This window comes from Paenibacillus sp. ALE3, from assembly GCF_054113405.1.
Map to the genome: position 1 here is coordinate 790,096 of NZ_CM134214.1, position 22,570 is coordinate 812,665.

The following is a 22,570-nucleotide window of genomic DNA, read 5'->3' on the forward strand; positions in this document are numbered from 1 at the left end:
ATGAAAAATGTTTTCCAAAACATTAGGCGCTACATTAGACTGTACTGGAAATTTGTCCAGTTTTCCGTCATGTCGCAAATGGAATATCGCACTAATTTTATAAGTGCATGTCTGGTTGAAACAGCTTATTTGTTTATCAAGCTGCTGTACGCATCGCTTCCATACCGCGCTGGGACAGACATTAACGGCTGGTCTCCTGACGCCATGTTGTTATATATCGGCGTGTTTACGATGATGAGCGGCTTTTATAGTGGATTGTTCTACAGTAATTTTACAAGCCTGCCTGACAAAATTCGTACCGGCTCACTGGACGTGCTCATGACCAAACCCGTATCGCTGCAATTTATGGTGACACTGCGTCAATTTGAGCTGGGCTATACCTTGCCGAATGTAATTGGCGGCGGAATTATGACGGGGGTCGGCTGGCATCGACTCGGATTGCCATTTAATTTGGAAACCGTAGGAGGGTTCTCCGTGCTGCTCGGATGCGGAGTGCTTACGGCATACTCCGTGTTTTTGCTGCCCCAATTGCTGGCCTTCTGGATTATTCGCACGAACGGTGTTACAGAGCTATCCAACAGCATTTTCGAGACAAATTATGTGCCAATGGCCGTGTACAGTAACCTGATTCAGCGTATTGGCTTGTTTGTGCTTCCGGTGTTTGTCATCTGTAATTTTCCGCCCATGTTCATTCTCGGCAAAATGGAACCCGGTTTGATGCTATGGGCATTTCTCGCACCTCTCTGGCTGCTGGCGATTATTCGCTTGATATGGCAGTTTGCTCTACGTGATTATACGAGCGCGAGCCAGTAGCGCTACCGTGTAGTAGGTTCATAATGAAGCAGGAAAGGAAGCGAATCATATGAATGCGATACCGAACCAGCGTCATTTATATATGGGAACATTTGAAGCGGAGGCTTACTGGCGAGATACCGAGCTAGCTTCCCTGCCCGCCCTGCCTGACCGGGCTTCTTCTGCCATTGTAGCGGCTATGGATGAATTGCTATTTAGCTTTTGTCAGCCGGGAGACGCCTTGTTGACACGTTTTGCCATTTCGCCCGTACATCGTCAGTATATTGCGCAGCTGGGCTTTCATCCGGCTGTAAACGAACGGGATTTGACCGACGGAATGGAACAGGCGGGCAATGTGTCGGCCGCTTCCGTTTTCGAGCTGCTGAGTAGTCGCAAGAGTGATACTGGAGAAGGTTTTCCTCAACTGGAAGGCTGTGTGCTTAGCCCGTTTGCGGGGTTGCCGCATGTGGAAGAGGCCGCGCGTGCTTGGGGAATTACATTGCATCAGCCGCCGCTGGAAACGATTCGCAAGGTAAATGCCAAAACCTATTCCTCTGAGCTGAAACGCAGTCTTGGTCTGCGCAACCCTGGTCATATTGTGACTTCGTTTGCGGATGTCGCTGAAGCAGGGCGTAAACTGCTGCGGGATGGAAGCTTTTTAATCAAGGATGATTTTGGCGTATCGGGCAAAGGCAATCTGCACATCACTTCGACACAAATGCTGGACCGGGTCGTATCGTATTTGCGTGGACAGGAGCGCAAAGGCAAACGGGTACTGTTCTTGCTGGAGCCTTTTCTGGAGAAAGAGCAGGATTTTTCATGCCAATTTACGATTGGCGATGATGGGCGTGTCGACATCGTATCTGTGCAATGGCTGGCTAATACTCAATTCGCCTATCGGGAATCCCTATCGCCGGACAGGGCTTTTATGGAGCGTCTGGAGCGTGACGGCTATTTTAGCTTAATGCAGGATGTGGGACAGCAATTGTATCGGGATGGATATTACGGCGATGTATGCATAGACTCCATGACACTTCGTGGTGGAAAGCTGGAGCCCATTATCGAAATTAATGCTAGAAAGTCGATGAGTTTGATTAAGCATCAGCTTGATACCTATCTGGCTGGGAAAAATATGCGTGGCACGTTGACGAATTATTCGCTTTCCCATGATGGCAGTCTATCTTATGAAGAACTGCTGTTAGGGCTAGAAGGCGAGGGATTGCTGTTTACAGGTGAACGTGAGGAAGGTGTCATGCCTCTGGGAGCCAATACGTTATATGTAAACACAGGTGGACGTGACGGTGAGAACAGGATTGTAGGCCATACCCCTGTGCCAAGCAGAAATGCAACCGGGTGCGGAGGCAGATCATCTGCCAAGCAGGTTCGTATAAGTGGGATTGGAGCCGGCGATGGCGGATCAGAAGGGAACGGCATGGGTCAGCCTGACTTGAGTGGTACAAAAGAAGCTGATGGAAATGAACGGGCACGAGGCAAAGGCCGGCTTTATTTGGAACTGGTTGCTGCGAATGATGAGGAAAAAATGCGATTGACTACAAAGCTGGAGCGTTTTTTGGCAGAGCGACATTTTACAGTGCTGAATTAAACGGGAGGCGTATAAGCATGCGTAAGAGTACGGAGAAGCTTTTGAAGGTAACGATTTTGTGTTCCGGTTTCGGATTGGGCTTTTATACCCCTGGCTTGCTGCTGCAAGCGGGTCTTCGCAGGCTGGGCATGGATACGGCGATCCATGTATTTGAAAATGTACTGCCGGAATCGGCCCGACTCAAGGTCGACAAAAGCCGGAAAGCTTACCATGACAATTTTGCAGTGGCCTTAATGTCGCAGAAGGTTCCGCAGGATATGCGTAATTCACTGGACCCTGCAGCGATGGAAGTACTGCTGAACCAATGGATAGAAGAGGATCGGCAGTATTTTATATGCTTATCCGGTCATTGGATGTATGTACTGGAGGAGTATCGCAAGCGCAGAGAGTCGGAGTCGGTGCATGCGGACATTGTGTATATGGATTCGACACCTTCTCCTTCCTGGAAAAATCTAGCCAAGCATAACCCGCATTTTGCTGATGGCTGTGAAGAAACGACCCTGTTTGAAAATGATAAAAATAGAGTCAATCACTATATTGACATCCCGGCAGTGGAGCATATCCCTTTTGAAGCACGGCAAGCCCGTTTATTCGTACATGGCGGCGGTTGGGGGATGGGCACCTACCGTGAGAAGGTTGGACGGTTAGAAGAAGCGGGCTGGGAACTGGATCTGTTGTTGTATGATCAGGATCAACCAGATGAAGAGCGGGACAGTATACGCTATTTTCGGATGGACCCGCAGTGGAGAACATGGCAGCGAAATGAAGCCGGGGAGCATACATTTCCACCTTTCGGAGAGGTGAAAATAGGTGATGAAACGGTGTATCAGATCGGACCGGATTACCATTGCATGCTGGACCGAGCATGTCATGCCCAGGCCATTGTCAGCAAGCCCGGTGGCGGCAGCCTGACCGATTCGTTCGCTACAGCTACTCCGCTGATTATGCTGGAGCCGTTTGGTGTACATGAGAAGCATAATGCGGATCTATGGGAACGTCTGGGGTTAGGTATGCGCTACGAGACATGGATAGAAACCTATGGCGGCAGTGCCCAGATCCTGGAGGAAATGCATCGGAGAATCGTAGAGCTGCGCAGTCGGACGCCACGTTATATAGAATCCTATGTGAAGAGCATTCAAGTGCCATCAGGAATGGAGCAGGGATCATGAACGCTGCCGCGGCTGCGCAAGAACCTGCGATGCAAGATATTCGCTTCGGGATCATTGGTTGTTCTGCCATTGCCCCTCGTGCGTTGCTGGAACCGATCCGACATGTTGCAGGAGCACGCGTGACCGCGCTTGCGAATCGTACGGTTGCCAAGGCCCAAGAAATGGCAGAGCGTTATGAAGTCAATGTCGTTTATGGTCATGCTGAGGATATGCTTAAAGACCCGGACATCGACGCTGTATATATTGCGCTCAGCAACGATTTACATGCTGAGTGGATTGGCAGAGCCTTACAAGCTCACAAGCACGTGCTGGTGGAAAAACCGTTATGCCTGAATACAGCTGATCTGGCTCCCTTGGCGGCTATCGTCGAACAGAGCAACGCTTATCTGCTGGAGGGAGTCATGGTGCAGCATCACCCTTGGCAGCGTGAACTGCGAAGAATCATAGAATCAGGTCGTTATGGTCGCTTATGCTCCATAGAAACGAGTCTATGCATTCCGGCAAAAGAAGGGCATGCGGACAATTACCGATCCCGTCCGGAGCAGGGTGGGGGATGCTTTTGGGATTTGGGTGTGTACTGGCTCCAGTTTCTTCAGGCCGTTGTTGGATTGGAGCAGGCGGAATTCCACAGTCAATCGGATTTCGCTGGCCCTCATGGTTGTGACTGGACATTTCATGCGCAAGCCCGTTACCCGAGCGGACTAGAGGCATCTGCCCTCTTCTCATTTGAGCGTCCTTATCGCTGTGCTCATGTACTGACCTTTGATTCGGCAGTAGTCACCTTAAAGGATTGCTTTCGAGCGAATTTGGGTTTCTATAAAATGACACTCAAGACGGAAATAATAAAGAAGGATATCGCGGTGAATATATCGGATGTGGAAGCACGGTCTGCGTTATCACAGTCATCCTTGCCTACTAAAACAGTTTTTGAGCCTATGAACTATTATGTCAATCAGTTGGATGCCTTCTGCAGCATCATCCGGGGTGAAACGGAGCCTATTCCATTTCATGAGGCTGCTGAACGCGTCAGACTGCTGGCAGCTATTCATAAAGCAGCGCGCTCAGGCGAGGCGATCTATGCAGTATAAGTATGGTCGTGGTTTTCAATCGGTGAGATTCGAATAATACAAAATACGGAATATCCAAGCAAAGAGAGGAGGGGATTCAGCAGATGGATCAAAAGGACGAAGTTTTACTGGAGCGATTCGGCGAGCATCCGACACCCTTTTATTATTATGATGGAGACGCGCTGCATGCTCACGTCAGCTCGTTGCTGGCCCGGCTGCACCCGGCCGTGCATGTACATTACGCGCTCAAGGCTAATGGTAACGTAGCCTTGGCTGGGTTGCTGCGCTCGTTAGGTTGCGGTGTCGAGATTGCTTCGGCTGGAGAAATGTTCGTCGCCATGGAGGCCGGGTATGCTGCGGAGGACGTACTGTACGCTGGACCGGGGAAAACAATAGCTGAGCTGCGTGAGGCGATAACCTGTGGGATCGGCTGCATTCATGTAGAATCGGTGAGAGAGCTGCGCCTACTGGAGGACATTGCCGCCCAAACGGGCGTGTTTGTCAGGGCTGCGGTTCGAATCAATCCCGATAATGACCTGTCGGGAGCGACGATTAAAATGGGCGGTGTTCCGCGCCCTTTTGGAGTCGATGAAGGGCAGCTGGATCACTTTTTTAAGGTGCTGGAAGATTGCCCGCACGTATATTTTCAAGGCATTCAAGTATATACAGGTACGCAAATGCTGAAAGCGGATCAGATTTTAGGTTCATTTGCGAATACCTTGCAGTTGGCAGAACGGGTGCAGGCTCAGTATAGTGTGGCGATGCATACGATCAATTTGGGCGGCGGGTTTGGTGTACCTTATTTTGCCCATGAGCAGCCGCTTGATATGGATCACGTCATTGATGGACTTAATGCACTTGCGGAGCAGACCCGATCCCGCATGCCGGGGGTTAGGCTGATCATCGAAAGCGGTAGGTATCTGGTCGCTCAATCAGGCATGTATGTCTGCCGGGCGTTGTATACCAAGGAATCCAAGGGAGAGAAGTTTGTCGTAGCTGATGGCGGCATGAACCACTACGTCGCAGCTACCTTTCGGGGACGCCGTTTAAGGGACAATTACCCTGTGCGAATTATGCGCAGACAATCAGCAGAGGTTTCTACGGAGCTGGAGACGGTAAGCATTGTTGGTCCGCTGTGTACACCCGAGGATTGTATAGTGAAAAAAGCGGAGCTGCCCCCGATTCAAGAGGGCGATTATATTGCTTTTCCGAATGCAGGTGCCTATGGATTGAGCTACAGCCCATTATATTTCTTGGGACATGCTACTCCGGCGGAACTGCTCGATTATCGCGGGAAAGTGCATATCATTCGTGAACACGGTGATCGCACGGACCTTCTGCATCATCAGCGCATGATTGCGTTGCCTGAGGATGTAATGTAAGTATGTAAAAACGCCAAAATCATGGGAGTCGATATCAATCGAACTTGTGATTTGGCGTTTTTTACATTTTGAGTATTATAGTATCGATTTAACGTGATTTGGAACTGCGAATTTCCTGACGGACAAGCTGCCATACCATAAAGATCAGCACAAGGGCTTGTGGGATAAATGTTTCCCAGGTTGGATACATTCCCAACCAGCTAATGGATGGAAGCGAGGACGCGGTGTGTCCCGGAAGCTTGCCAGCCACCTGAAGCGAATGAATACTTTCACCCAGAAAACGAAATACGAGATAGTAAATCAGTACAGTGGCGGTCAGGAAAAAGGCGCGAATTGGTAACCGTACACTGAACTTGATGATTGCAAATGCAAGAACGACCAGTATAACCGTTGCCGAGCCAATGCCGATCAGCAATTGCGAGGTTTCGATGGCTGGAGCCATACCGATATAAAAGATAGCTGTCTCGGCCCCTTCACGTAGAATCGCGAGCGCAGAAACCGCAAAGAGCGACCATAGGCTACCCCGTGCCAGTGCATTGCCTACGCTGTTTTCCACAAAGCGGTTCCACGCAGCAGCATTGGATTTGCTATGCAGCCAGTTACCGACAGTTAGCATCAGCACAACAGCTACCAGCCCGGTGACACCTTCCAGCAGCTCACGCATGCTGCCCGATGCAGCAGCTGCCACCAGCGAGGTGAACAGCACCGCCAGTATTCCGCTTAGCACCAGTCCTGTACCAGCTCCTGCCCATATCCAGCGTCCAGCCACGGCTTCACCGCTTTTTTTGGCATACGCCAGCAGAGCTGCGAGCACGAGAATGGCCTCCAGGCCCTCGCGCAGCAAAATCAGTGCGGCATCCCATGCAGTATAAGAACGTTCCTCGGTCAACGGACGGAGCTTGTCCAGCATCTGATCAAGAGTCTGCAGGGCTTTATCCGTATTCGGTGGAGAAGACAGCAGATATCCGGAAGTCTCGGTCATTTGATTCTCAATTGCAGTATAAGACTCCGGATCGGAAATTTGTACATGTCCTTCGACGGAAGGCCATAGAGCAATAAACTGCCCTACCTTGTCTGCGGCCTGCTCTGGCTGATTAGCTACAACATCTTGGCGTGCGGATTCAAGCAGGGTGACTGCATCGCCCAGGGAAGCTGTTGAACCATTCGCCGCTCCGGCAGCGGCATTGCCTGCATCTGCTCCTTGATCTGTGTTCTTAAGTTTGCCCTGACTATAATCAGACAACAGCGTCGTTAACTCCTGCATTTCCTTGAGAGCCTGTGCTTGACGTATGGGCTCTGCTTGCATAGAGATGCGGATGAGGCTGATTTTCGTTTCAAGCGAACTGTATACTGAAAAATGATCCAGACGAATCGGTGTCTCCACCTGATACCAGGCTTTAACGATTCGGTCGTAATCCACCCGCGCAGCAGCCCAGTCGCCTTTTTGCATGGCAGTCAGACTGCCCTTCGCCATAGGAAGCAGCTTTTCCGCTGCTTTGGCTCCGGCTGGAGCCGGTTGATCTCCTTCGGCAGCAGTCACGAACTCATTGACCGAGCGCGCCAGCACAGATAACGCAGCTTTTGCTGAATCCCCGCCGCCATGGGAAAGAGCCTCTTCCGCATCGGTCAGAGCTTGATCTACGGCCGCGATATGGGCTGAATCCCCGCCATTTGCTTTGGCGGCTTGCCACAAACCACGGAATTCCTTTAGGTCCTTGGAGGCTTCCGTCCATTGGTCTTGTCCCGCCTCCACCAGTGCTCCGCCGACCACAGGCATTAGCTGATCATTAGAGACAGCTTTAGCATTTGATTGTGCGAAAGCGGCCGACCCGGAGCCGGATATGAAGGGAGTTACTGTCAGCAGCAGAGCTGCTACCAGTACAAACATCCACCCCAAGCTTTTATTGCGCCGATTCATATAAATCCCCTTCCTTGCCTGCTGCTAAAATAACGTATCCCCGATGTATCCGCCTTGCGATACACCTGGGAAGCAGGCGAACACCGCACTGCCTTTGTGAACAATATATTCGTTCAGCTTGTCATTACGTGCAAGCTTCTCCTGAATGTGGACGAACTGCTTGAACAGATCACGCTGGTAGCTGATGAACAGCAGTCCGGCATCGAGCTGTCCTGTTTGTTTGTCTAATCCGCTTGAATAGGAATAAGATCTCCGCAAAATATTAATGCTTCCATCCCCATGAGCCAAAGCCACATGAGAGGTAGGGGGCGTAAGCGGATTGCCTTCCGGACTTGTAGCCGCCAGATCCAGCTTGTCAAACTCTTTGCTTTTGCCCAGTGGGGCACCGCTGCTGCGATGGCGTCCAAAGGTATCCTCTTGGTCACCTAATGTTGAACGATCCCATACCTCTACTCGCATACGAATACGGCGTACAGCCATATAGCTACCGTTGCCCATCCATGCCGGTCCGTCATTGGTCTGTGTCCACACCAACCGGTTCATTTCGTCTGCCTTGGACGTGTCCGGGTTTCCCGTGCCGTCCTTGAAGCCAAGCAAATTGCGCGGGGTGCTTCCCGCAGGATCAGCTTGTGCCGTCCGCTGGAAGCCTTCCTGTGTCCAACGAAGTACCGCTGTTCCTCTGGCGATACGCGCCAAATTACGCAGGGCATGGAAAGCTACCTGCAAGTCATTGGCACATACCTGCACTCCGATATCACCGCCGCACCATTGCTCATCCAGGGCGTCTCCTTGAAAACGAGGTAGCTCACGGAACCCGGCAGGTTTGAGACCTGCCAGGCCGTACCGTCCATCAAAAAAGGATGGACCCACACCAAAGGTGATCGTCGTCCGGGACGGAGACAATCCTGCTGCCTCGCCCGTATCGGAAGGAGGGAGGTTGAGATTTTCATTATCAGTGCCAAGCAGCATACCAGAAGTCATTGTAGCGCTTGCTTCCGTCCAGGCCTTGAAGAGATTTCGCACCTGTTCCTTGTCGCGAGTCGTCAGATCGAAAGCAGCAAAACAGATAAAATCTTGTGCCGGAGTTACAATGCCCGCCTGATGTTTACCGTAAAAAGGAACCACATCCTTGGTATCTGCCTCCGTCATCATGCTTTCGAGGCGTTGACTGGCTGACAGCACAGCGCCCACGCCACCGCCGCCAAGCAGTAGACCTAATCCACCTACCCCAGCCAGCTTCAATAGATCACGACGTGATACGGATTTACTTTTTCCTGATCGCTCATCATCCGCGGACTGAGTATCCTTTTCTGTCAGATCAGACACTTCATTACGGGATTCCGCATACTGCGGCTTTTCTTGTCCTTTTTGCCGCTTAAAGCCTTTCATATCATTACACTCCTAACAATTTCCCCATTTGGGACAACGGTTCTGCCAAAGCATCGAGGTTCTGGCTTAGTTTTTTAATTTCTTCCGGTTTCAGTTTGGTATACGATACATAGCCTTCGCCGTCTTTGAAAGGAGCCAGCTCCTGCTGTAAGGCTGTAAAGCGCTCACCAATTTGTTTTTCCAACGCCGCGTCTTTTTGGTTCAGATCTGTTTTCAAAATGTCATAAATCTTTTGAGCACCTTCTACATTGGCCGCAAAGTCGTACAAGTCTGTATGAGAATAACGCTCCTCTTCACCCGTTACCTTTGAGGTAGATACTTCATTCAGCAACTCGACTGCACCTGTTACCATTAAGCTGGCATCAATGTTAACTGTTTCTACTTTGGCACGCAGCAGCTTGGCATCACTCAGCAGGCGGTCGGAAAACTCGTCCAACCCTTTGGTGGTGTTTTCTTCCCATAATGTTTTCTCAATACGGTGAAAGCCGCGCCAATCCGCTGCCTCCACATCACCGTCACGAGCGTCAATATTCGGATCCAGATCGCCTAGTGCTTCCGCAATCGGTTCAATTCGTTCATAGTACATACGTGCTGGAGCATACAAAGCCTTGGCTTTGTCCAGCTCGCCAGCTTTGACTGCGTTCGTGAATTCTTCTGTCTTTTTCACAAACGTATCGCACTGCTCAGTTGCATAGGTACGATAAGCCGCAACCGCTTGATCAAAATTGGGAGCAGTCGCCGCAGGAGTCGTGGTCTGTGTTGTTGCTCCTGTATCTTTGGATGTTGCAGCGGGTTGCTGATCCGCAGTTCCGGCTTGTCCGCAACCTGTAAACAGAATAGAAGAGACCAGCACTCCGGCCGGCACGGCATAACGTAGTTTCATAATTAATGAACACCCTTTCTGGCCAAACTGGCCCTGAACCATAGTCTATAGCGCGATCTCTATATCGAATTATCATTTTTTGATAATGATTATCAGTCGCATTTTTTCTTATCATAAGGCTGCCCTATATGCCTGTCAATACATATTTTAGACACAAAGTTCAACTCATCATTAAAGCTGCAAGTAAGGTGCCTATGCCCATTTTTATCCGCACATTGAACCATACCTGAGCACATGACATAAAATGTGTTGACTGTATCCCTTAACCTTGTTACACCACACAAAACCCGAGCAAGGAGGGGTGAAATTGACGAAGGGTAACGACCAGAAAAACAAGTTTTTGTTAACTCACCGTGAACGTGAAGTATTTGAACTGCTCGTGCAGGACAAAACGACGCGTGACATCGCCGGACAACTATTTATTAGTGAGAAGACGGTGCGTAACCATATTTCCAACGTAATGCAGAAACTGAACGTAAAAGGTCGTTCACAGGCGGTCGTAGAATTAATCAGGCTTGGCGAATTAAAAATCTGACCTCTCGTTCCTTGCGGGGTACAAAGTCTTCTCAATGATCCTTCAACAATGAAGGATGGTCGGGAAGGCTTTTGTTTTGTGATAAATCAGCTGACACAATATATCTAAACTAGCAAAGGTGAATATATAACGAAAAAAACGATTAAACCGCTGAAATATATGGGAATTTGTGTGTAAGTGGTGTACTATATAGATAAGGAAGAAAATACCATGTGTTTGCCAATAAATTATATGAATAATTGAGGTGGAAAGCTGTATCACAAAGTTATGTTTAGATAGAAATGCATCTAGTGATAGTCTAAGAATATAAATTCCTACAAAAGCAGTACTCAGCATGGCGACAGGATGGAAGATGAATCAGGTTTTTGCCTAGAGCCTACCTGTGGTATATTCTTGATCGGAGGTGAACAATAAGACACATGACACCCAACCAACACTTGATGACTTATACGCTGAACAGCGGTATAAAGGGAACTGTCGACCTGACCAGTAAACAGGTGCAGGAATGGATTAAAGCATATCGAATTGGCAGTAAATTTGTAACGGTTGTGGGCAAACAATATTTTGGTTTAAACCCTGAGTTGGTAGCAGATTTCAAGGTACATAATGAATACTCGGAGCAGAGAGAGCACATATCCATGATACAGCCTATAATGGAACACAAAGCTGTAGATCTGGACCCACTGGTAGAAGCGTATAGTCAGTATAAAACATTAATTCAGGTAGAATGTAAATGTGGTGCTTCCTATATAGAAGAATCACCTCATAAGAGAACCAAGTGGTCATGCAAGGAATGCAACAATATTGTGTTCCTGGATCGTAAAAAGGGCATGGTGGATACGAATATAGGCAAGGCCTGGTACATGACCAACAAATACTATGTAGAAAGACAAAGCAACTGACGGATTGTCAGTTGCTTTTCTAACAGACTTGCACGCATCTTTGGTGCATTTCACGATATATTAAATCCATACCTGGAAATGCTACTATATCTTTTGCCAAATAATAAAATTGATGTTTTGTACGCTTTGTAGTACATTATCAAGTGTATTATAAGGAGGCTTCTCATGTACGGACATAGACAAGATGATACTTTATACATCATGACTTACACATTAAATAGTGGTATCAAGGGCACGGTGCCTTTGTCTAATCAACAGATACAGGAATGGCTTGAGTGTTACAGAATCGGCAAGAAATTTGTAACCGAGATTGGCAAAGAGTACTTTGGACTGCATGCGGAACTGGTGGCTGACTTTAAAGTGCACAATCAGTATTCAAGCTATCAGGAGGTCATTATCCCGATTCAACAGCCGGATACTGGCTTAAGAGAGCTATCTCAAGCTTACAAATCAACAGAAACCTTAATTAAAGTAGATTGCAAATGTGGTACATCGTATGTAACAGAATCCCCCTTTAAGCGGACCAAGTGGTACTGTACCAAATGCCGGGAGATTGTTTTTCTCGACAATAAAAAGGGAATGGTTGATACTTCCAGAGGCAAGGCTCATTATATGACCAATAAGTATTTTGTGGAACGGGAAACAACTGGCGTATAAGCCGGTTGTTTTTTTGTTCAAAGCCGATTGCGCTATAGTGAACAAGGGGAAAGATAAACCTTAAAATAAACGATAGTCAGGTGGTGAATATCATCCGGGAACATCATACGAATGGTGTAAGAAATCGCGTGAGCACGAACCATGTGTACATAAACGAAAAGCTTCATTTGGAACAAATCATAAGTGACCTGCGCGTGATGGGCTATGTGGCTTTTCATCATCATCCACATATTGTAGGTGAGCCTCTTGAGCTGGAGAAGTTAAAAAAGCAATTACTGTCATTTTTTCAAGAGCATCATGTATTGTGGCTTGAGCTTGATCCGCTAACGCAATATGTGGTGGTCAATAACATGGGAAAGGCCACGGTGCTGAAACTCATGGGTCGGAAAATAAACCCGCTACGTGATCAGAGAGCGAACGCTGCTTTGGCCGGACAGCCGCTGCATGAGTTGGATCGGGAGATAGAACGGTTAAATCGGCTGGTTCACCTGTTGCGCTACACTCGTTTTTCTTAAGCGACAGCATTAACGAAAAAAAGCATTCACGAAGCATATATAATCACATGCCGTGAATGCTTTTTAGTATGTTATTTTTTACCGCATAAGATGAGCAAATCTACTGTTACATACGGTAAATCTATTGCCTGCATTCGCTGCCAGTCTGCTTTCGTAGCTCTCCACGATAAGGGAGTCATATGGAGCAAAGGCTCCACGAGGTCGGCATTTAGCATAAAGCGATAGGTTACTCGTTCGGCGGATAGAAGATTAAATTGATCTTTAAATCGGCTTACTATATTGTCATTTGAATAAGCTGGCTTTTTCTGTTCATACAAGCATCTCAATTCCTCAAGATAATATTGTTCGGGAATGACCTTTAGGATGCAGCCGTCCTCCGATAGAATCCTTTTAAATTCAGCATAATTAGAAGGGGACAGAATATTGAGTATACTGTCAAATTGTTGATTTGCAAATGGGCAATGAGCCAGATCAGCAACACACCAGAGAGCATGGGGATATGCTTTGGCTGCGGCCACAATACCTTCTTTAGACAAATCCATACCTACGCTTGTAAGCTCGGTGATTCCCTTCCCGGTAAGCTTGTCCTGAATGTGGGTTGAATGGGAGCCTTCCCCGCAACCTGCATCCAGCAAGTACAGATGTGATTTTTGATCGAACAGTGGCTTCATCAACTTCATCATCGTGCAGCTTATGGCTTCATTTAAAGGATCGAAAAATCCGTTATTGCACATTATTCTTCTGGAGTTAAATAGTTGTTTATCATACTTGGTTTTATGGGATCGGGCGGATAAATGTAAATACCCGTGTTTTGAAAGATCATAGCAATGCTGATTCGTACATAGGAGGCTTTTGCCTTCCACCATACACATGGGTTGAGAGCATACAGGACAACTAAAAAGATGTTGATGCTTCCCGATCAGGCTGGCCTTCATCTCGTGTTTATTCCATTTGGACATAGAAAAGCACCTCGTTCATTCGTATTGGGTGAATGAAAAAAGGCACAGCCAAATAAACCCAACCCATCCTCGAAAAAAATGGTTGAGTTTTCACGAACTGCACCTCACATTACCGTAAACGAATGAACTGAATAATCATATTGTGCAGCGCTCCTCTAAAAAAATAGAAAGGGCTTTCGCCCTCTCTATTGTAACTTAGCTATTAGAAGTTGTCATATACTTACACAGATTTCAAAAACTCCACAATCGTCAGCATACCCTTATCGAAATTCTCCAAATTAAAATGCTCGTTTGGTGCATGCAGGTTTTCATCCGGCAAGCCGAAGCCCATCAATACAACTGGAGCACTCAGTACACGGGAGAAGGTTTCCACGATCGGAATGGAGCCTCCATCCTTGGTAAATAGGGCACGTACACCGTATACCTTCTCAAAGGCATCCGCTGCTGCTTGTAAAAACGCATGTGACGGGTCGATGTTAAAAGCGTTCGCTTTCTCACCTTGTTGAATATCCAGGGTAGCTCCTGCCTGAACGTGGGCGCGTAAATGGCGCTCGATTTTGTCCAGAATATCTTGTGGATTCTGGTTAGCTACCAGGCGACAGGTGATCTTAGCATGAGCTTCCTTCGGAATGACGGTTTTCGTACCTTCACCCTGGAAGCCGCCATATACGCCGTTCAGCTCCAGTGTAGGACGAGCCCCAACACGCTCGACGAAGCTGAATCCTTCTTCGCCATAGAGGGAATCAAGTGCAAGATCTTGTTGCAGTTTGCTCTCATTGAAGCTTTGCTTCACGAATTCTTCTTTCATGTCTGCCGATAATGGAGCAACATCGTCGTAGAATCCTTCGACGCTAACGCGGCCTTTATCGTCATGCAGGGTTGCCAGCAGGGACACCAGAGCATGCAGGGCATTCGGCACACCGCCACCGAAGGAGCCGGAATGCAGATCTGTGTTCGCCGTGTGAATGGCGACTTCCAGTGAGCACAGTCCACGCAAACCAGTGCAAATCGCAGGCTTCCCTTTTTCGATCAGAGAGGTGTCAGACACCAGTACAGCATCGGCTGCCAGACGTTCAGCACCGGTGTGCAAAAACTCAAGCAGGTTCGGACTGGACACTTCCTCCTCGCCTTCAATGCAGAATTTGATGTTCAGCGGCAATTTGCCTTCCTGCTTCAAAATGGCCTCAACTGCCTTAATGTGCAAGAAAACTTGCCCCTTATCGTCTGTCGCTCCGCGCGCATACAATTTTCCATCGCGAATGGATGGCTCAAATGGTGGCGTTTCCCACAAGTGAAGCGGGTCTACAGGTTGTACATCATAGTGTCCATACACGAGGATGGTTGGCTTGCCAGGTGCATGCAAATGGTCGGCGTACACCAGCGGGTGGCCTTTGGTCGGAATAATTTCAACGTTTTCCAAGCCTGCAGCAGTCAGTTTGGCTGCTAGCCATTCGGCTGCTTGGTTAATGTCTTTTTTGTGCTCCGATAATGCGGAGATACTGGGAATGGATAGCCATTCCTGTAGTTCGCCCAGTTGTTGTTCTCTGGCTTTTTCAAAATATTCAGTATAACTCATAAACTATGTATCCTCCTTTTAAATGTAAATTGTGTTTATATTGCGCTATCCTCCGAACCGAGGTCGTGGACGATATGTCTAGTTTACTACGTTTTATGCTGAACGAAAAATAGGGAGATAAAAAAACGATTCTGCCCGGGTCTGTACAGACCTGAGTAGAATCGTCTTTCATCATGAATAGGATGTACTTATGCCCGGATGTCCAGTTGACCCCCAAGATGTGGTTGTACGCTTTTTTCCATCATCTGTACCAAAGCTTGTCCTTGTTCACTACCCTGATCCTTAGCCATACCCAATACCTTCACACTTACGGCTTGAGCCAAGCTGGCCTGACTCATACCTGTGGATAATGCTGCGATATCCATGTCCCATCCTCCTTCATTTTGATAATTCGCTTTCTCTGTATTTATCGGTAGGAATGGTTATTTTGTTTCATCCAATTGGAATTGTGTCAGCAAATCTTGAAGCTGCTCTGCCAGACGGGTCAAATCTGCGGCAGACGAGCCGATCTCTTCCATGGAGGCGAGCTGTTCCTCGGCGGCTGCGGACACAGTCTCTGTATGAGAGGCTGCTTCTTCAGCGATGCGTGTAATTTCCTCCATGCTGCTAACGACTGCATTCGTTCCATTAGCAACTCCGGCGGTAGAAGCGGCCACGTTATCGAGCTGCTTCGCTGATTTGGCTACCGCTCTACGGATGCGCGAGAAGGAGCGACCGGATAGATCAATGGAATTGATACCTTCAGTTACACGTTCCTTGGCAGATTCCATAGCGATTAGAGCTTCAGATACACCGCTCTGTATCCCTTGAATCTGTTCGCGAATTTGCTGTGCGGAATAAGCTGAGTTTTCAGCCAGCTTGCGAACCTCTGTTGCTACGACAGCAAAACCTTTGCCATGCTCTCCAGCTCGTGCAGCTTCAATAGAAGCGTTCAGTGCGAGCAGATTAGTCTGGCTAGCAATTTCCGTAATGACGGTGACAATCGTTCCGATTCGTCCGGACCGGTCACTCAAAGCGCTGATAATCGTATCGAGCTCTTCCACGGTAGTGCGAATACCATCGATGGAGATGACACTATTGCCGATATGCTCACTGCCTGCATCCGATGCCTGAATAGCTTGTGCGGAATAAGTGGTCATTTCTGCCATGGTGTTGGTCATAGCTGTAATGTCAGCAGACATGCCGCTAACTCGTTCCTGATTATCTTTAGCACTATCCACCTGACGTTCGCTGCCGGCAGCGACATCCTGAATGGCTATGGTCACATGCTCGATGGCACGGGTCGTTTGTTCTGCACCTGCGGCAAGCTCTTGCGAGGATGCTGACAAATTGCCTGTCATTGCCTGAATTTCTCTAATGATGTTACGCAGATTATCCACCATTTGCTGAAAGTATCTCGATAGTTCACCAATTTCATCTGTGCTGTTCGTAGCCACGTTAATCGATAGATTACCTTGGCTGATGGCATCCATAGAGTTACGCAATCTATGGATAGGTTTAAGGATGCTGCTGATTAGCCACATTGCGAGCACACCAATGATGATGGCTGCAATGACCAACACTACGATTGTCGTGAGAAGAATCGGTTGGGCGGAGGCACGGGTTTCTGATTTGTCCATCGTTCCGGCAATTTTCCAGCCTGTCAGCTCATTGGTTTTGAAGATCAGATGTTTAGCTACGCCAGCATCATTGTGATCGAAGCTGCCTTCCTTGGAGGCAAACAATTCAGGCGTTTTTTCTCCCATTTCGGTACTCCCACTGACTTCTGTCGGGTGGGTAACGATACGTTTGGTACTATCAAATATCACAATATATCCATTTTGTCCGATTCTTAGCTTTGTGATTTCTTTTAAATTATTCAAATTCAGAGAAAGACCGAGAACACCGCTGTTGTCGGGAAGTGTACGTGAAATATACACAACGGGGACCTTGGCCGTATTGAGCCCGACAGGGCTGATTACGGTTTGACCGGGTTTCTCCATGGCCTGTTTATACCACGGACGCTCTCGAGGATCGTTTGTGGAGCCTACAGCTTTGCCAATGATAAGTTTACCTTCGGGAGTTCCTACAAACATATCAACAACTTCTGCATGCATTTTCAAATACACTTGTAATCTTTTTAGAATGGCATCATCTGCCTCAGCGCTGTCATCACTAGCCTTCAACGTTGTAGAGTAATATTCCAGATCGGCGAGTTTGGCTTGAATCGTTTGAGTAACTGCACGATCAGATGCGGTAACGCTAGATGTCGCACTGTCCTGTAATTGGCGATCAGTCTGGTTATATGCTGCCTGATAAGAGAAAGAGCCCACAATAATACTAGGAACAAGCATGACCAGCAGGAATGCTGCTGTCAATTTCTTGCGTAGTGTTAATGTTTTCAGTCGTTTCAGTTGTTTCATCAAACCCCTGCTTTCTATCTATATATTCATTTCAAAAGCTTACACCATATGTATTTACTATCGGTTTTTTCGAGCTGAATTGATAGATTTATTGCTAATTTGTCCAATACGTCTAAGAAATTGCTTGCATAGCATGGAGTATCTTGCAATTGGAGGGATAAGATATGGGTTTTTTTCTAGATATGAGAAGCTCCACCAATTCATCAAAAACAGGGGAGGGTCCCGATATTCAATTGGGTCCTGTACCAGAGCGATTCGGTATGATTACGCTGCGAACCTTTCTTGTGCCGAATCCGATTGTGTCTTTTAGTGGTTCGATTGGTCTGATCGGTGAGCTTGGTGATACGTATGCGGTTGAAATCGTGCGTGGAGCCGACTATGATCCGAGCGAGGTAGTCTACCGCGCCGAGGGGGTGCTGGGCGTGACAGGATCAAATGAAACGCAAGCTTTTAATGCACAGGATTTGTCCGCTCCTTGGGCAATACAAACGGTATATTCTTCTTATATTTCGGGTGTATCGACCACTGTTCGTAATGGTCCTGAGGTATTCACGGGCATCGCTTCAACTCCGTTTTTGTAAAATATATCAGACAAGTATTCCCTGGTTCAGGTTTGCTACCTATTCATGGTTTTCCTGGATTAGGCGGCTGCGCTTCAAGCCTACCAGCCACAGCCTGAGGCAGATATTTGCCGCAGGCTGTAGCTATGATCTTTAACCACAACACTCAGAACACAAATGATCTGATTGTTGTGATTTCTCTCGAAGTGTATTCTATAAAGTTTGATTGTGTTTCCCGGCTTTTAATTCTTTAAAATTTCTTGCAAATACCCAGCCAACTCTTCTGCTGCTTTAGTATGGGCGGAAAGTCCGGGATGGCTGCGAGACCCTATCGTTTCTTCTGTCGTGTTAGGCAGTTGGAATACCGACACCTTCCGATCCTTCGTTCTTTTCTTGTACGCGTCTACCGCCCGGTAGATCGCTGGCATCATTGGAGTACCAAGCATTCCATAAGCCCACACAATATGAGCAGTAGGATTGCAGCTCCGAAGCTTGACAAGGAAATGTTCGGTAGCGTTTTCAAAAGCTTGTAAATCTTCTTCATTGAACGTGCCATCCTCATTCAAACGTTGCTTATACACTTTCCCACTTACCAGGTCTGTCCATGCTGGAGAATAAAAGGCCCCACCGTCATTAGTCGCCAAATTCACTACGACCACGTCCGGCTGCCAAGAGGTAAAATCATGATCGGCAAAGGCCCCTAATGCTTCATTTCTCTCGCCGGTGAGTACACCACATATCTGCTCATAATATGCCGGTATATTCCCATGTGGATTGTTATCCCAGCTTGTTAGCACACCCCATCCGCTTTGTGAGAACACTCGGTAATCCGCATTCAGTGCCTCGGCTGTTATGGCTGTATAATTGCGTAGGGCCGTGAACAGCATAGGAACCCAGTCTGTCTCTTCCTTTGCTCCAATTGTTCCTTCTCCTGAAGTAATGCTGTCACCGATAAATTCTATCTTAAGAGGTTTATCCGGGACCGGCAGCAATTCTCCGTCAACCTTCAGGGCATGAATTTGCAACAAGCAGCGTGAGTCCGAACTCATAGGCTGGACATCCTTGACGATACGAACATTTTTGATCGTGTCAGAGTTCGAACCTCTCAAAAGACAGATCCAATGCCGACCAGCGGTCACCATCAGGCGACTCATCGGGACACCATTGACGACAATACTGATCCAAGACTCATAGATCTGATAATCGGCTTCGATTTCAATCCATAGCTCTGAGCCTTTCATATTCAATTCAATGCCGCTGCCTGTCCAAAATAGAGTGAGAGGTGTAAGTGTTGGCGTAGTTCGGCCATGAACCTTTACTTGCTTTGCTTTTGCAAGTGGATATGTCTTCAATCTCTTGTTATGCGACATACTAAACATCCTCCTCATGATTTCGAATGAATGCTAGTTTCTGTAATATTGTAAAAGAAGTGACAGGGAATCTCAAATTCTATTGTAAGAAGTCAGGGTTTAAGGCTTTATATGAATGATTTTGAGCAAATACGAACTTTATGGCAGCAATGGATAGCAAAAAGCACCAGCAGGTTTCATTTTGCTGATGCTTTTTTGATATTCAGAGCACAGTTACCGAATTTGATTTTTTTTCAGATATTACTTTCATTCTTTAATTAGCTTTGCCGAACATGACGATATTAATCGCCTTGCCGAAGTCTATACCTACTTTGCTAGTTAATTCTGCTGTTTTTTGCGCCAATACCACTGCATTGACACCACAAGAGAACAGCGCAATATCAAAGTCATCTTTGTGTGCTGCGATCCACCCGAGTGTTTCCGGCATCTGTTCATATCGATGAAATGCGATCGTGTGCGCGATATGCAGCCCATACGGATCGGCTTCAAGAACAGGCTTTACTTCAGCAGCTGTCCGGGTCACCAGTAGAATGCGTCGATTTTTCAGGATGTTCCAGAAAGCGGGTGTCTCCGCCAAATATCGATTCAGGCAGGCATGGCAAGTCAGCGCGGGAGAAAGATCATAGTGAGCAAAGACCTGATCGGTCAGCTCCCGCTTCATATAGGATGGTGCTTTAATAGATTCGTCATCATAAGGCAAAATGCCAGCTATGCTGGCTTTGCTCACTGCCTCTGCCACTGCGTCTCGTAGTTCCGTATTGGGCAGAAATAGTCCCTTTTGGCCGAGATTGGCTTTGATTGCCCAGCGTTCCTGTAACACCTTTTCCATCGGCCAGACGGTGTCTTGAGCCAATACCAAATTTTCGCCATCTCCAATACGTATGAGTGAGAAGGGCTGGTGCTGATCGAGTGCTAGCTTCAAACGTTTCAATACCTCGTCAATCTCCAGATATCTTGGATATGTCATATCTTGTTTCCTCCCTGTCAGTCCTGCTTGTTCGACTTTTCAAATAGAGCAAAAAACTTCGTATTCTATCATATGTCGAAAGTAAAAAGGTTTTTGTATGAACGGCTATTCTTTTTCGATTCTACCTATTTTTGCAAGAGTTGTTGCATCTGTACGTGCCGTTTCAGGAGCATCTTCATAACTTGAGAGAAGACGGATGAAAGGGAGGAAGTTCAATGAATCGCAAGATTGTGATTGAAATTAACTTTAATAACTATGGGATGAATCCCAACCGCCTGACACGTGAGTGGATTAGCGAGCGATTGGATATATTCAGAACCTTTACACTGCGGAGTCTGCTCAATCAGACGAATGCGGATTTTTTATCTGTCGTCAAGTTGGCGGGTGGATGCAGCGACATTGTGGAAGAGGAATTGGCCCAACGTGAAACTATTCCCGAGCACATCCGTTTTGGTACGAGCATTGAAAGTAAACGTCGTATCAATGCGTATATCGAAGGCGCGGACGAACTGCTTATTGCTAGAATTGATTCCGACGATTTGTACCACCAGTCATTTGTACAGCAGTTGCATGATTACAAGTTTCAACCGGATACAGTTGCACTGGTAAATCAAATGGGGTACTTATGGGATGCGGTTGAGGGACAGATGGCACCGGTGTTTCACCGCTCGCCTTCCTTTTATGTGTTTCGCTATCAAGTAGAGGAATTTCTGAATGATTACCGTGTCGTTATTCCTGGGAAAGGCACACACGGATATGTAACGGAGCTGCCACATGAGGTGATTCCGCTTCGTAACTATGTGAATGTCATTCATGCCGCCAATACTTCGGTGAAAAAGGTGCCGGCAAAGGATCGACTCTCAGAAAATGAAATGAACGCGGTGCTGGCTGAATTTTTGGGCACAGGCATTGCCAATTCGTAACGGTCAGGAGGAGATTATATTGTTCAAAGGAAAAAAACTGCTGGTGACCGGAGGAACGGGATCTTGGGGGCAACGCCTAACGGCTGAATTGCTGAAGGAGGGACCGACGGAAATTCGTATTTTCTCACGCGGCGAATTTGCACAGATTGCCATGCAGCGGCAATTCCAGTCTGATCCCCGGCTGAATTTCATGATTGGAGATATTCGGGACCTTCAGGCATTGCAGGAGGCTTGTTGCGGGGTAGATTATGTGTTCCATTTGGCGGCATTAAAGCATGTCCCTGTGTGTGAGAAACAGCCGGAAGAGGCTTTCAAGACGAACGTACATGGTACGGGAAATGTGATTCGGGCCAGCATAGAGCAGGGAGTCGCCAAGGTCATTGATGTTTCTACAGACAAGGCGGTAGACCCGGTGAATGTATATGGGATGACGAAGGCGATTGGCGAAAGATTGATGATCCGCGCCAACGCCTTAAGTGAGCGTACTCGCTTTGTGTGTATTCGCGGCGGCAATGTGCTAGGGACAAGTGGAAGTGTCGTGCCCCTGTTCAAACGCCAGATCGCGGAAGGTCAGAATTTAACGCTGACGAGCCCAGATATGACACGTTTCTTCCTCACGCTCGGAGAGGCAATTGGCTTGCTGCTAAAGGCTTCTGTTACGGCGATTGGTGGAGAGACGCTAGTCATGAAAATGAAGGGTTGCAATATTGCGGATTTGGCAGAGGTGATGAAAGAACAGGCGGGACAGCCTAAGTTAAAAGTGAAAGAAATTGGTATACGTGGTGGAGAAAAGCTGCATGAGGTGCTGATCTCGCCCTATGAGGTGCCGCACACGTATCGCTATGATGATCGTTATTTTGTTATTCTTCCCCAGCAAGCAGACAAGCGTTTGTTGAGTCAATATGGTGGATTGGAGCGGGTGAGCTTCGAACAATATCGCTCGGACGATGAGTTAATGGATCGCGCTGGAATTGCTGAGTTACTGCAAGGTATGGAGTAAC

The 22,570-nt window shown here is 47.5% G+C and carries 21 protein-coding genes and 1 pseudogene; 12 read left to right on the forward strand and 10 right to left on the reverse strand.

Going from position 1 to position 22,570, the window contains the following annotated elements; genetic code table 11:
• The 5 genes from ACXHJ2_RS03625 (at position 1) to ACXHJ2_RS03645 (ending at position 6,013) form a co-directional block, all read left to right on the forward strand.
• Complete coding sequence (locus ACXHJ2_RS03625; protein WP_013372781.1) at positions 1-813, forward strand: ABC transporter permease; 813 nt, start codon at positions 1-3, stop codon at positions 811-813.
• Positions 814-862: 49 nt separating this feature from the next.
• Positions 863-2,395 carry a hypothetical protein gene (locus ACXHJ2_RS03630; protein ID WP_165081675.1) on the forward strand — a complete coding sequence of 511 codons (1,533 nt, stop codon included), beginning with the start codon at positions 863-865 and terminating at the stop codon, positions 2,393-2,395.
• A gap of 17 nt (positions 2,396-2,412) precedes the next feature.
• Positions 2,413-3,564, forward strand: a complete 1,152-nt coding sequence (locus tag ACXHJ2_RS03635) for a UDP-glucuronosyltransferase (RefSeq protein ID WP_165081677.1) — start codon at positions 2,413-2,415, stop codon at positions 3,562-3,564.
• Positions 3,561-4,652 (forward strand): Gfo/Idh/MocA family protein, encoded by a 1,092-nt coding sequence (locus ACXHJ2_RS03640; protein ID WP_165081679.1) that lies wholly within the window; start codon positions 3,561-3,563, stop codon positions 4,650-4,652. The genes ACXHJ2_RS03635 and ACXHJ2_RS03640 overlap by 4 nt, the downstream gene beginning before the upstream one ends.
• An 83-nt stretch (positions 4,653-4,735) precedes the next feature.
• Entirely contained in the window at positions 4,736-6,013 is a 1,278-nt protein-coding gene (locus ACXHJ2_RS03645; protein WP_165081681.1) for a type III PLP-dependent enzyme, read from the forward strand.
• An 88-nt stretch (positions 6,014-6,101) separates the two neighbouring features.
• On the opposite strand, the gene ACXHJ2_RS03650 is transcribed toward ACXHJ2_RS03645, so the two are convergent.
• Genes ACXHJ2_RS03650 through efeO form a run of 3 tightly spaced genes read right to left on the reverse strand, consistent with a single transcriptional unit; the run spans position 6,102 to position 10,203 of the window.
• Complete coding sequence (locus ACXHJ2_RS03650; RefSeq protein WP_165081683.1) at positions 6,102-7,931, reverse strand: FTR1 family iron permease; 1,830 nt, start codon at positions 7,929-7,931, stop codon at positions 6,102-6,104.
• A 24-nt stretch (positions 7,932-7,955) separates the two neighbouring features.
• Positions 7,956-9,320: an iron uptake transporter deferrochelatase/peroxidase subunit gene (efeB, locus tag ACXHJ2_RS03655; protein WP_165081685.1), complete on the reverse strand. Its 1,365-nt coding sequence runs from the start codon at positions 9,318-9,320 to the stop codon at positions 7,956-7,958.
• A gap of 4 nt (positions 9,321-9,324) precedes the next feature.
• Positions 9,325-10,203 (reverse strand): iron uptake system protein EfeO, encoded by an 879-nt coding sequence (gene efeO / locus ACXHJ2_RS03660; protein WP_165081687.1) that lies wholly within the window; start codon positions 10,201-10,203, stop codon positions 9,325-9,327.
• Positions 10,204-10,510: 307 nt separating this feature from the next.
• Here efeO and ACXHJ2_RS03665 point away from each other — a divergent pair, with 307 nt between their 5' ends.
• The 4 genes from ACXHJ2_RS03665 (at position 10,511) to ACXHJ2_RS03680 (ending at position 12,812) form a co-directional block, all read left to right on the forward strand.
• The gene (locus tag ACXHJ2_RS03665; protein ID WP_013372773.1) at positions 10,511-10,738 is read left to right on the forward strand and encodes a helix-turn-helix domain-containing protein; all 228 of its coding nucleotides are present in this window, start codon (positions 10,511-10,513) and stop codon (positions 10,736-10,738) included.
• 419 nt (positions 10,739-11,157) lie between these two features.
• A complete protein-coding gene (locus tag ACXHJ2_RS03670) occupies positions 11,158-11,640 on the forward strand; it encodes a hypothetical protein (protein ID WP_165081689.1) in 483 nt (160 codons plus the stop codon).
• 165 nt (positions 11,641-11,805) lie between these two features.
• Positions 11,806-12,297: a hypothetical protein gene (locus ACXHJ2_RS03675; protein ID WP_013372771.1), complete on the forward strand. Its 492-nt coding sequence runs from the start codon at positions 11,806-11,808 to the stop codon at positions 12,295-12,297.
• Between the two features lie 80 nt (positions 12,298-12,377).
• Positions 12,378-12,812, forward strand: a complete 435-nt coding sequence (locus tag ACXHJ2_RS03680; RefSeq protein WP_185156518.1) for a hypothetical protein — start codon at positions 12,378-12,380, stop codon at positions 12,810-12,812.
• Positions 12,813-12,883: 71 nt separating this feature from the next.
• On the opposite strand, the gene ACXHJ2_RS03685 is transcribed toward ACXHJ2_RS03680, so the two are convergent.
• The 5 genes and pseudogenes from ACXHJ2_RS03685 to ACXHJ2_RS03705 all read right to left on the reverse strand — a co-directional run bounded on the left by ACXHJ2_RS03685 (position 12,884) and on the right by ACXHJ2_RS03705 (position 17,749).
• Positions 12,884-13,495 (reverse strand): methyltransferase domain-containing protein, encoded by a 612-nt coding sequence (locus ACXHJ2_RS03685; protein WP_238791048.1) that lies wholly within the window; start codon positions 13,493-13,495, stop codon positions 12,884-12,886.
• A 120-nt stretch (positions 13,496-13,615) separates the two neighbouring features.
• Positions 13,616-13,771: pseudogene (locus ACXHJ2_RS03690) on the reverse strand (putative RNA methyltransferase); the annotation flags it as partial.
• 220 nt (positions 13,772-13,991) lie between these two features.
• On the reverse strand, positions 13,992-15,347 hold the full coding sequence (locus ACXHJ2_RS03695) for a dipeptidase (protein ID WP_165081693.1): 1,356 nt from the start codon (positions 15,345-15,347) through the stop codon (positions 13,992-13,994).
• 188 nt (positions 15,348-15,535) lie between these two features.
• The gene (locus ACXHJ2_RS03700; RefSeq protein WP_090738398.1) at positions 15,536-15,712 is read right to left on the reverse strand and encodes a YjfB family protein; all 177 of its coding nucleotides are present in this window, start codon (positions 15,710-15,712) and stop codon (positions 15,536-15,538) included.
• 57 nt (positions 15,713-15,769) lie between these two features.
• The gene (locus tag ACXHJ2_RS03705) at positions 15,770-17,749 is read right to left on the reverse strand and encodes a methyl-accepting chemotaxis protein (RefSeq protein ID WP_165081695.1); all 1,980 of its coding nucleotides are present in this window, start codon (positions 17,747-17,749) and stop codon (positions 15,770-15,772) included.
• Between the two features lie 164 nt (positions 17,750-17,913).
• On the opposite strand from ACXHJ2_RS03705, the gene ACXHJ2_RS03710 reads away from it, so the two are divergent.
• On the forward strand, positions 17,914-18,330 hold the full coding sequence (locus ACXHJ2_RS03710; protein ID WP_025678777.1) for a hypothetical protein: 417 nt from the start codon (positions 17,914-17,916) through the stop codon (positions 18,328-18,330).
• A 221-nt stretch (positions 18,331-18,551) separates the two neighbouring features.
• On the opposite strand, the gene ACXHJ2_RS03715 is transcribed toward ACXHJ2_RS03710, so the two are convergent.
• A complete protein-coding gene (locus ACXHJ2_RS03715; RefSeq protein ID WP_165081696.1) occupies positions 18,552-19,679 on the reverse strand; it encodes an SGNH/GDSL hydrolase family protein in 1,128 nt (375 codons plus the stop codon).
• A gap of 253 nt (positions 19,680-19,932) precedes the next feature.
• Positions 19,933-20,646, reverse strand: coding sequence for a GT-D fold domain-containing glycosyltransferase (locus ACXHJ2_RS03720; RefSeq protein WP_165081698.1), 714 nt, complete (start codon positions 20,644-20,646; stop codon positions 19,933-19,935).
• Between the two features lie 215 nt (positions 20,647-20,861).
• On the opposite strand from ACXHJ2_RS03720, the gene ACXHJ2_RS03725 reads away from it, so the two are divergent.
• Positions 20,862-21,569: a glycosyltransferase gene (locus ACXHJ2_RS03725; RefSeq protein ID WP_025678774.1), complete on the forward strand. Its 708-nt coding sequence runs from the start codon at positions 20,862-20,864 to the stop codon at positions 21,567-21,569.
• Positions 21,570-21,588: 19 nt separating this feature from the next.
• Positions 21,589-22,569: a polysaccharide biosynthesis protein gene (locus ACXHJ2_RS03730; protein WP_165081700.1), complete on the forward strand. Its 981-nt coding sequence runs from the start codon at positions 21,589-21,591 to the stop codon at positions 22,567-22,569.
• Position 22,570: the final 1 nt, after the last annotated feature.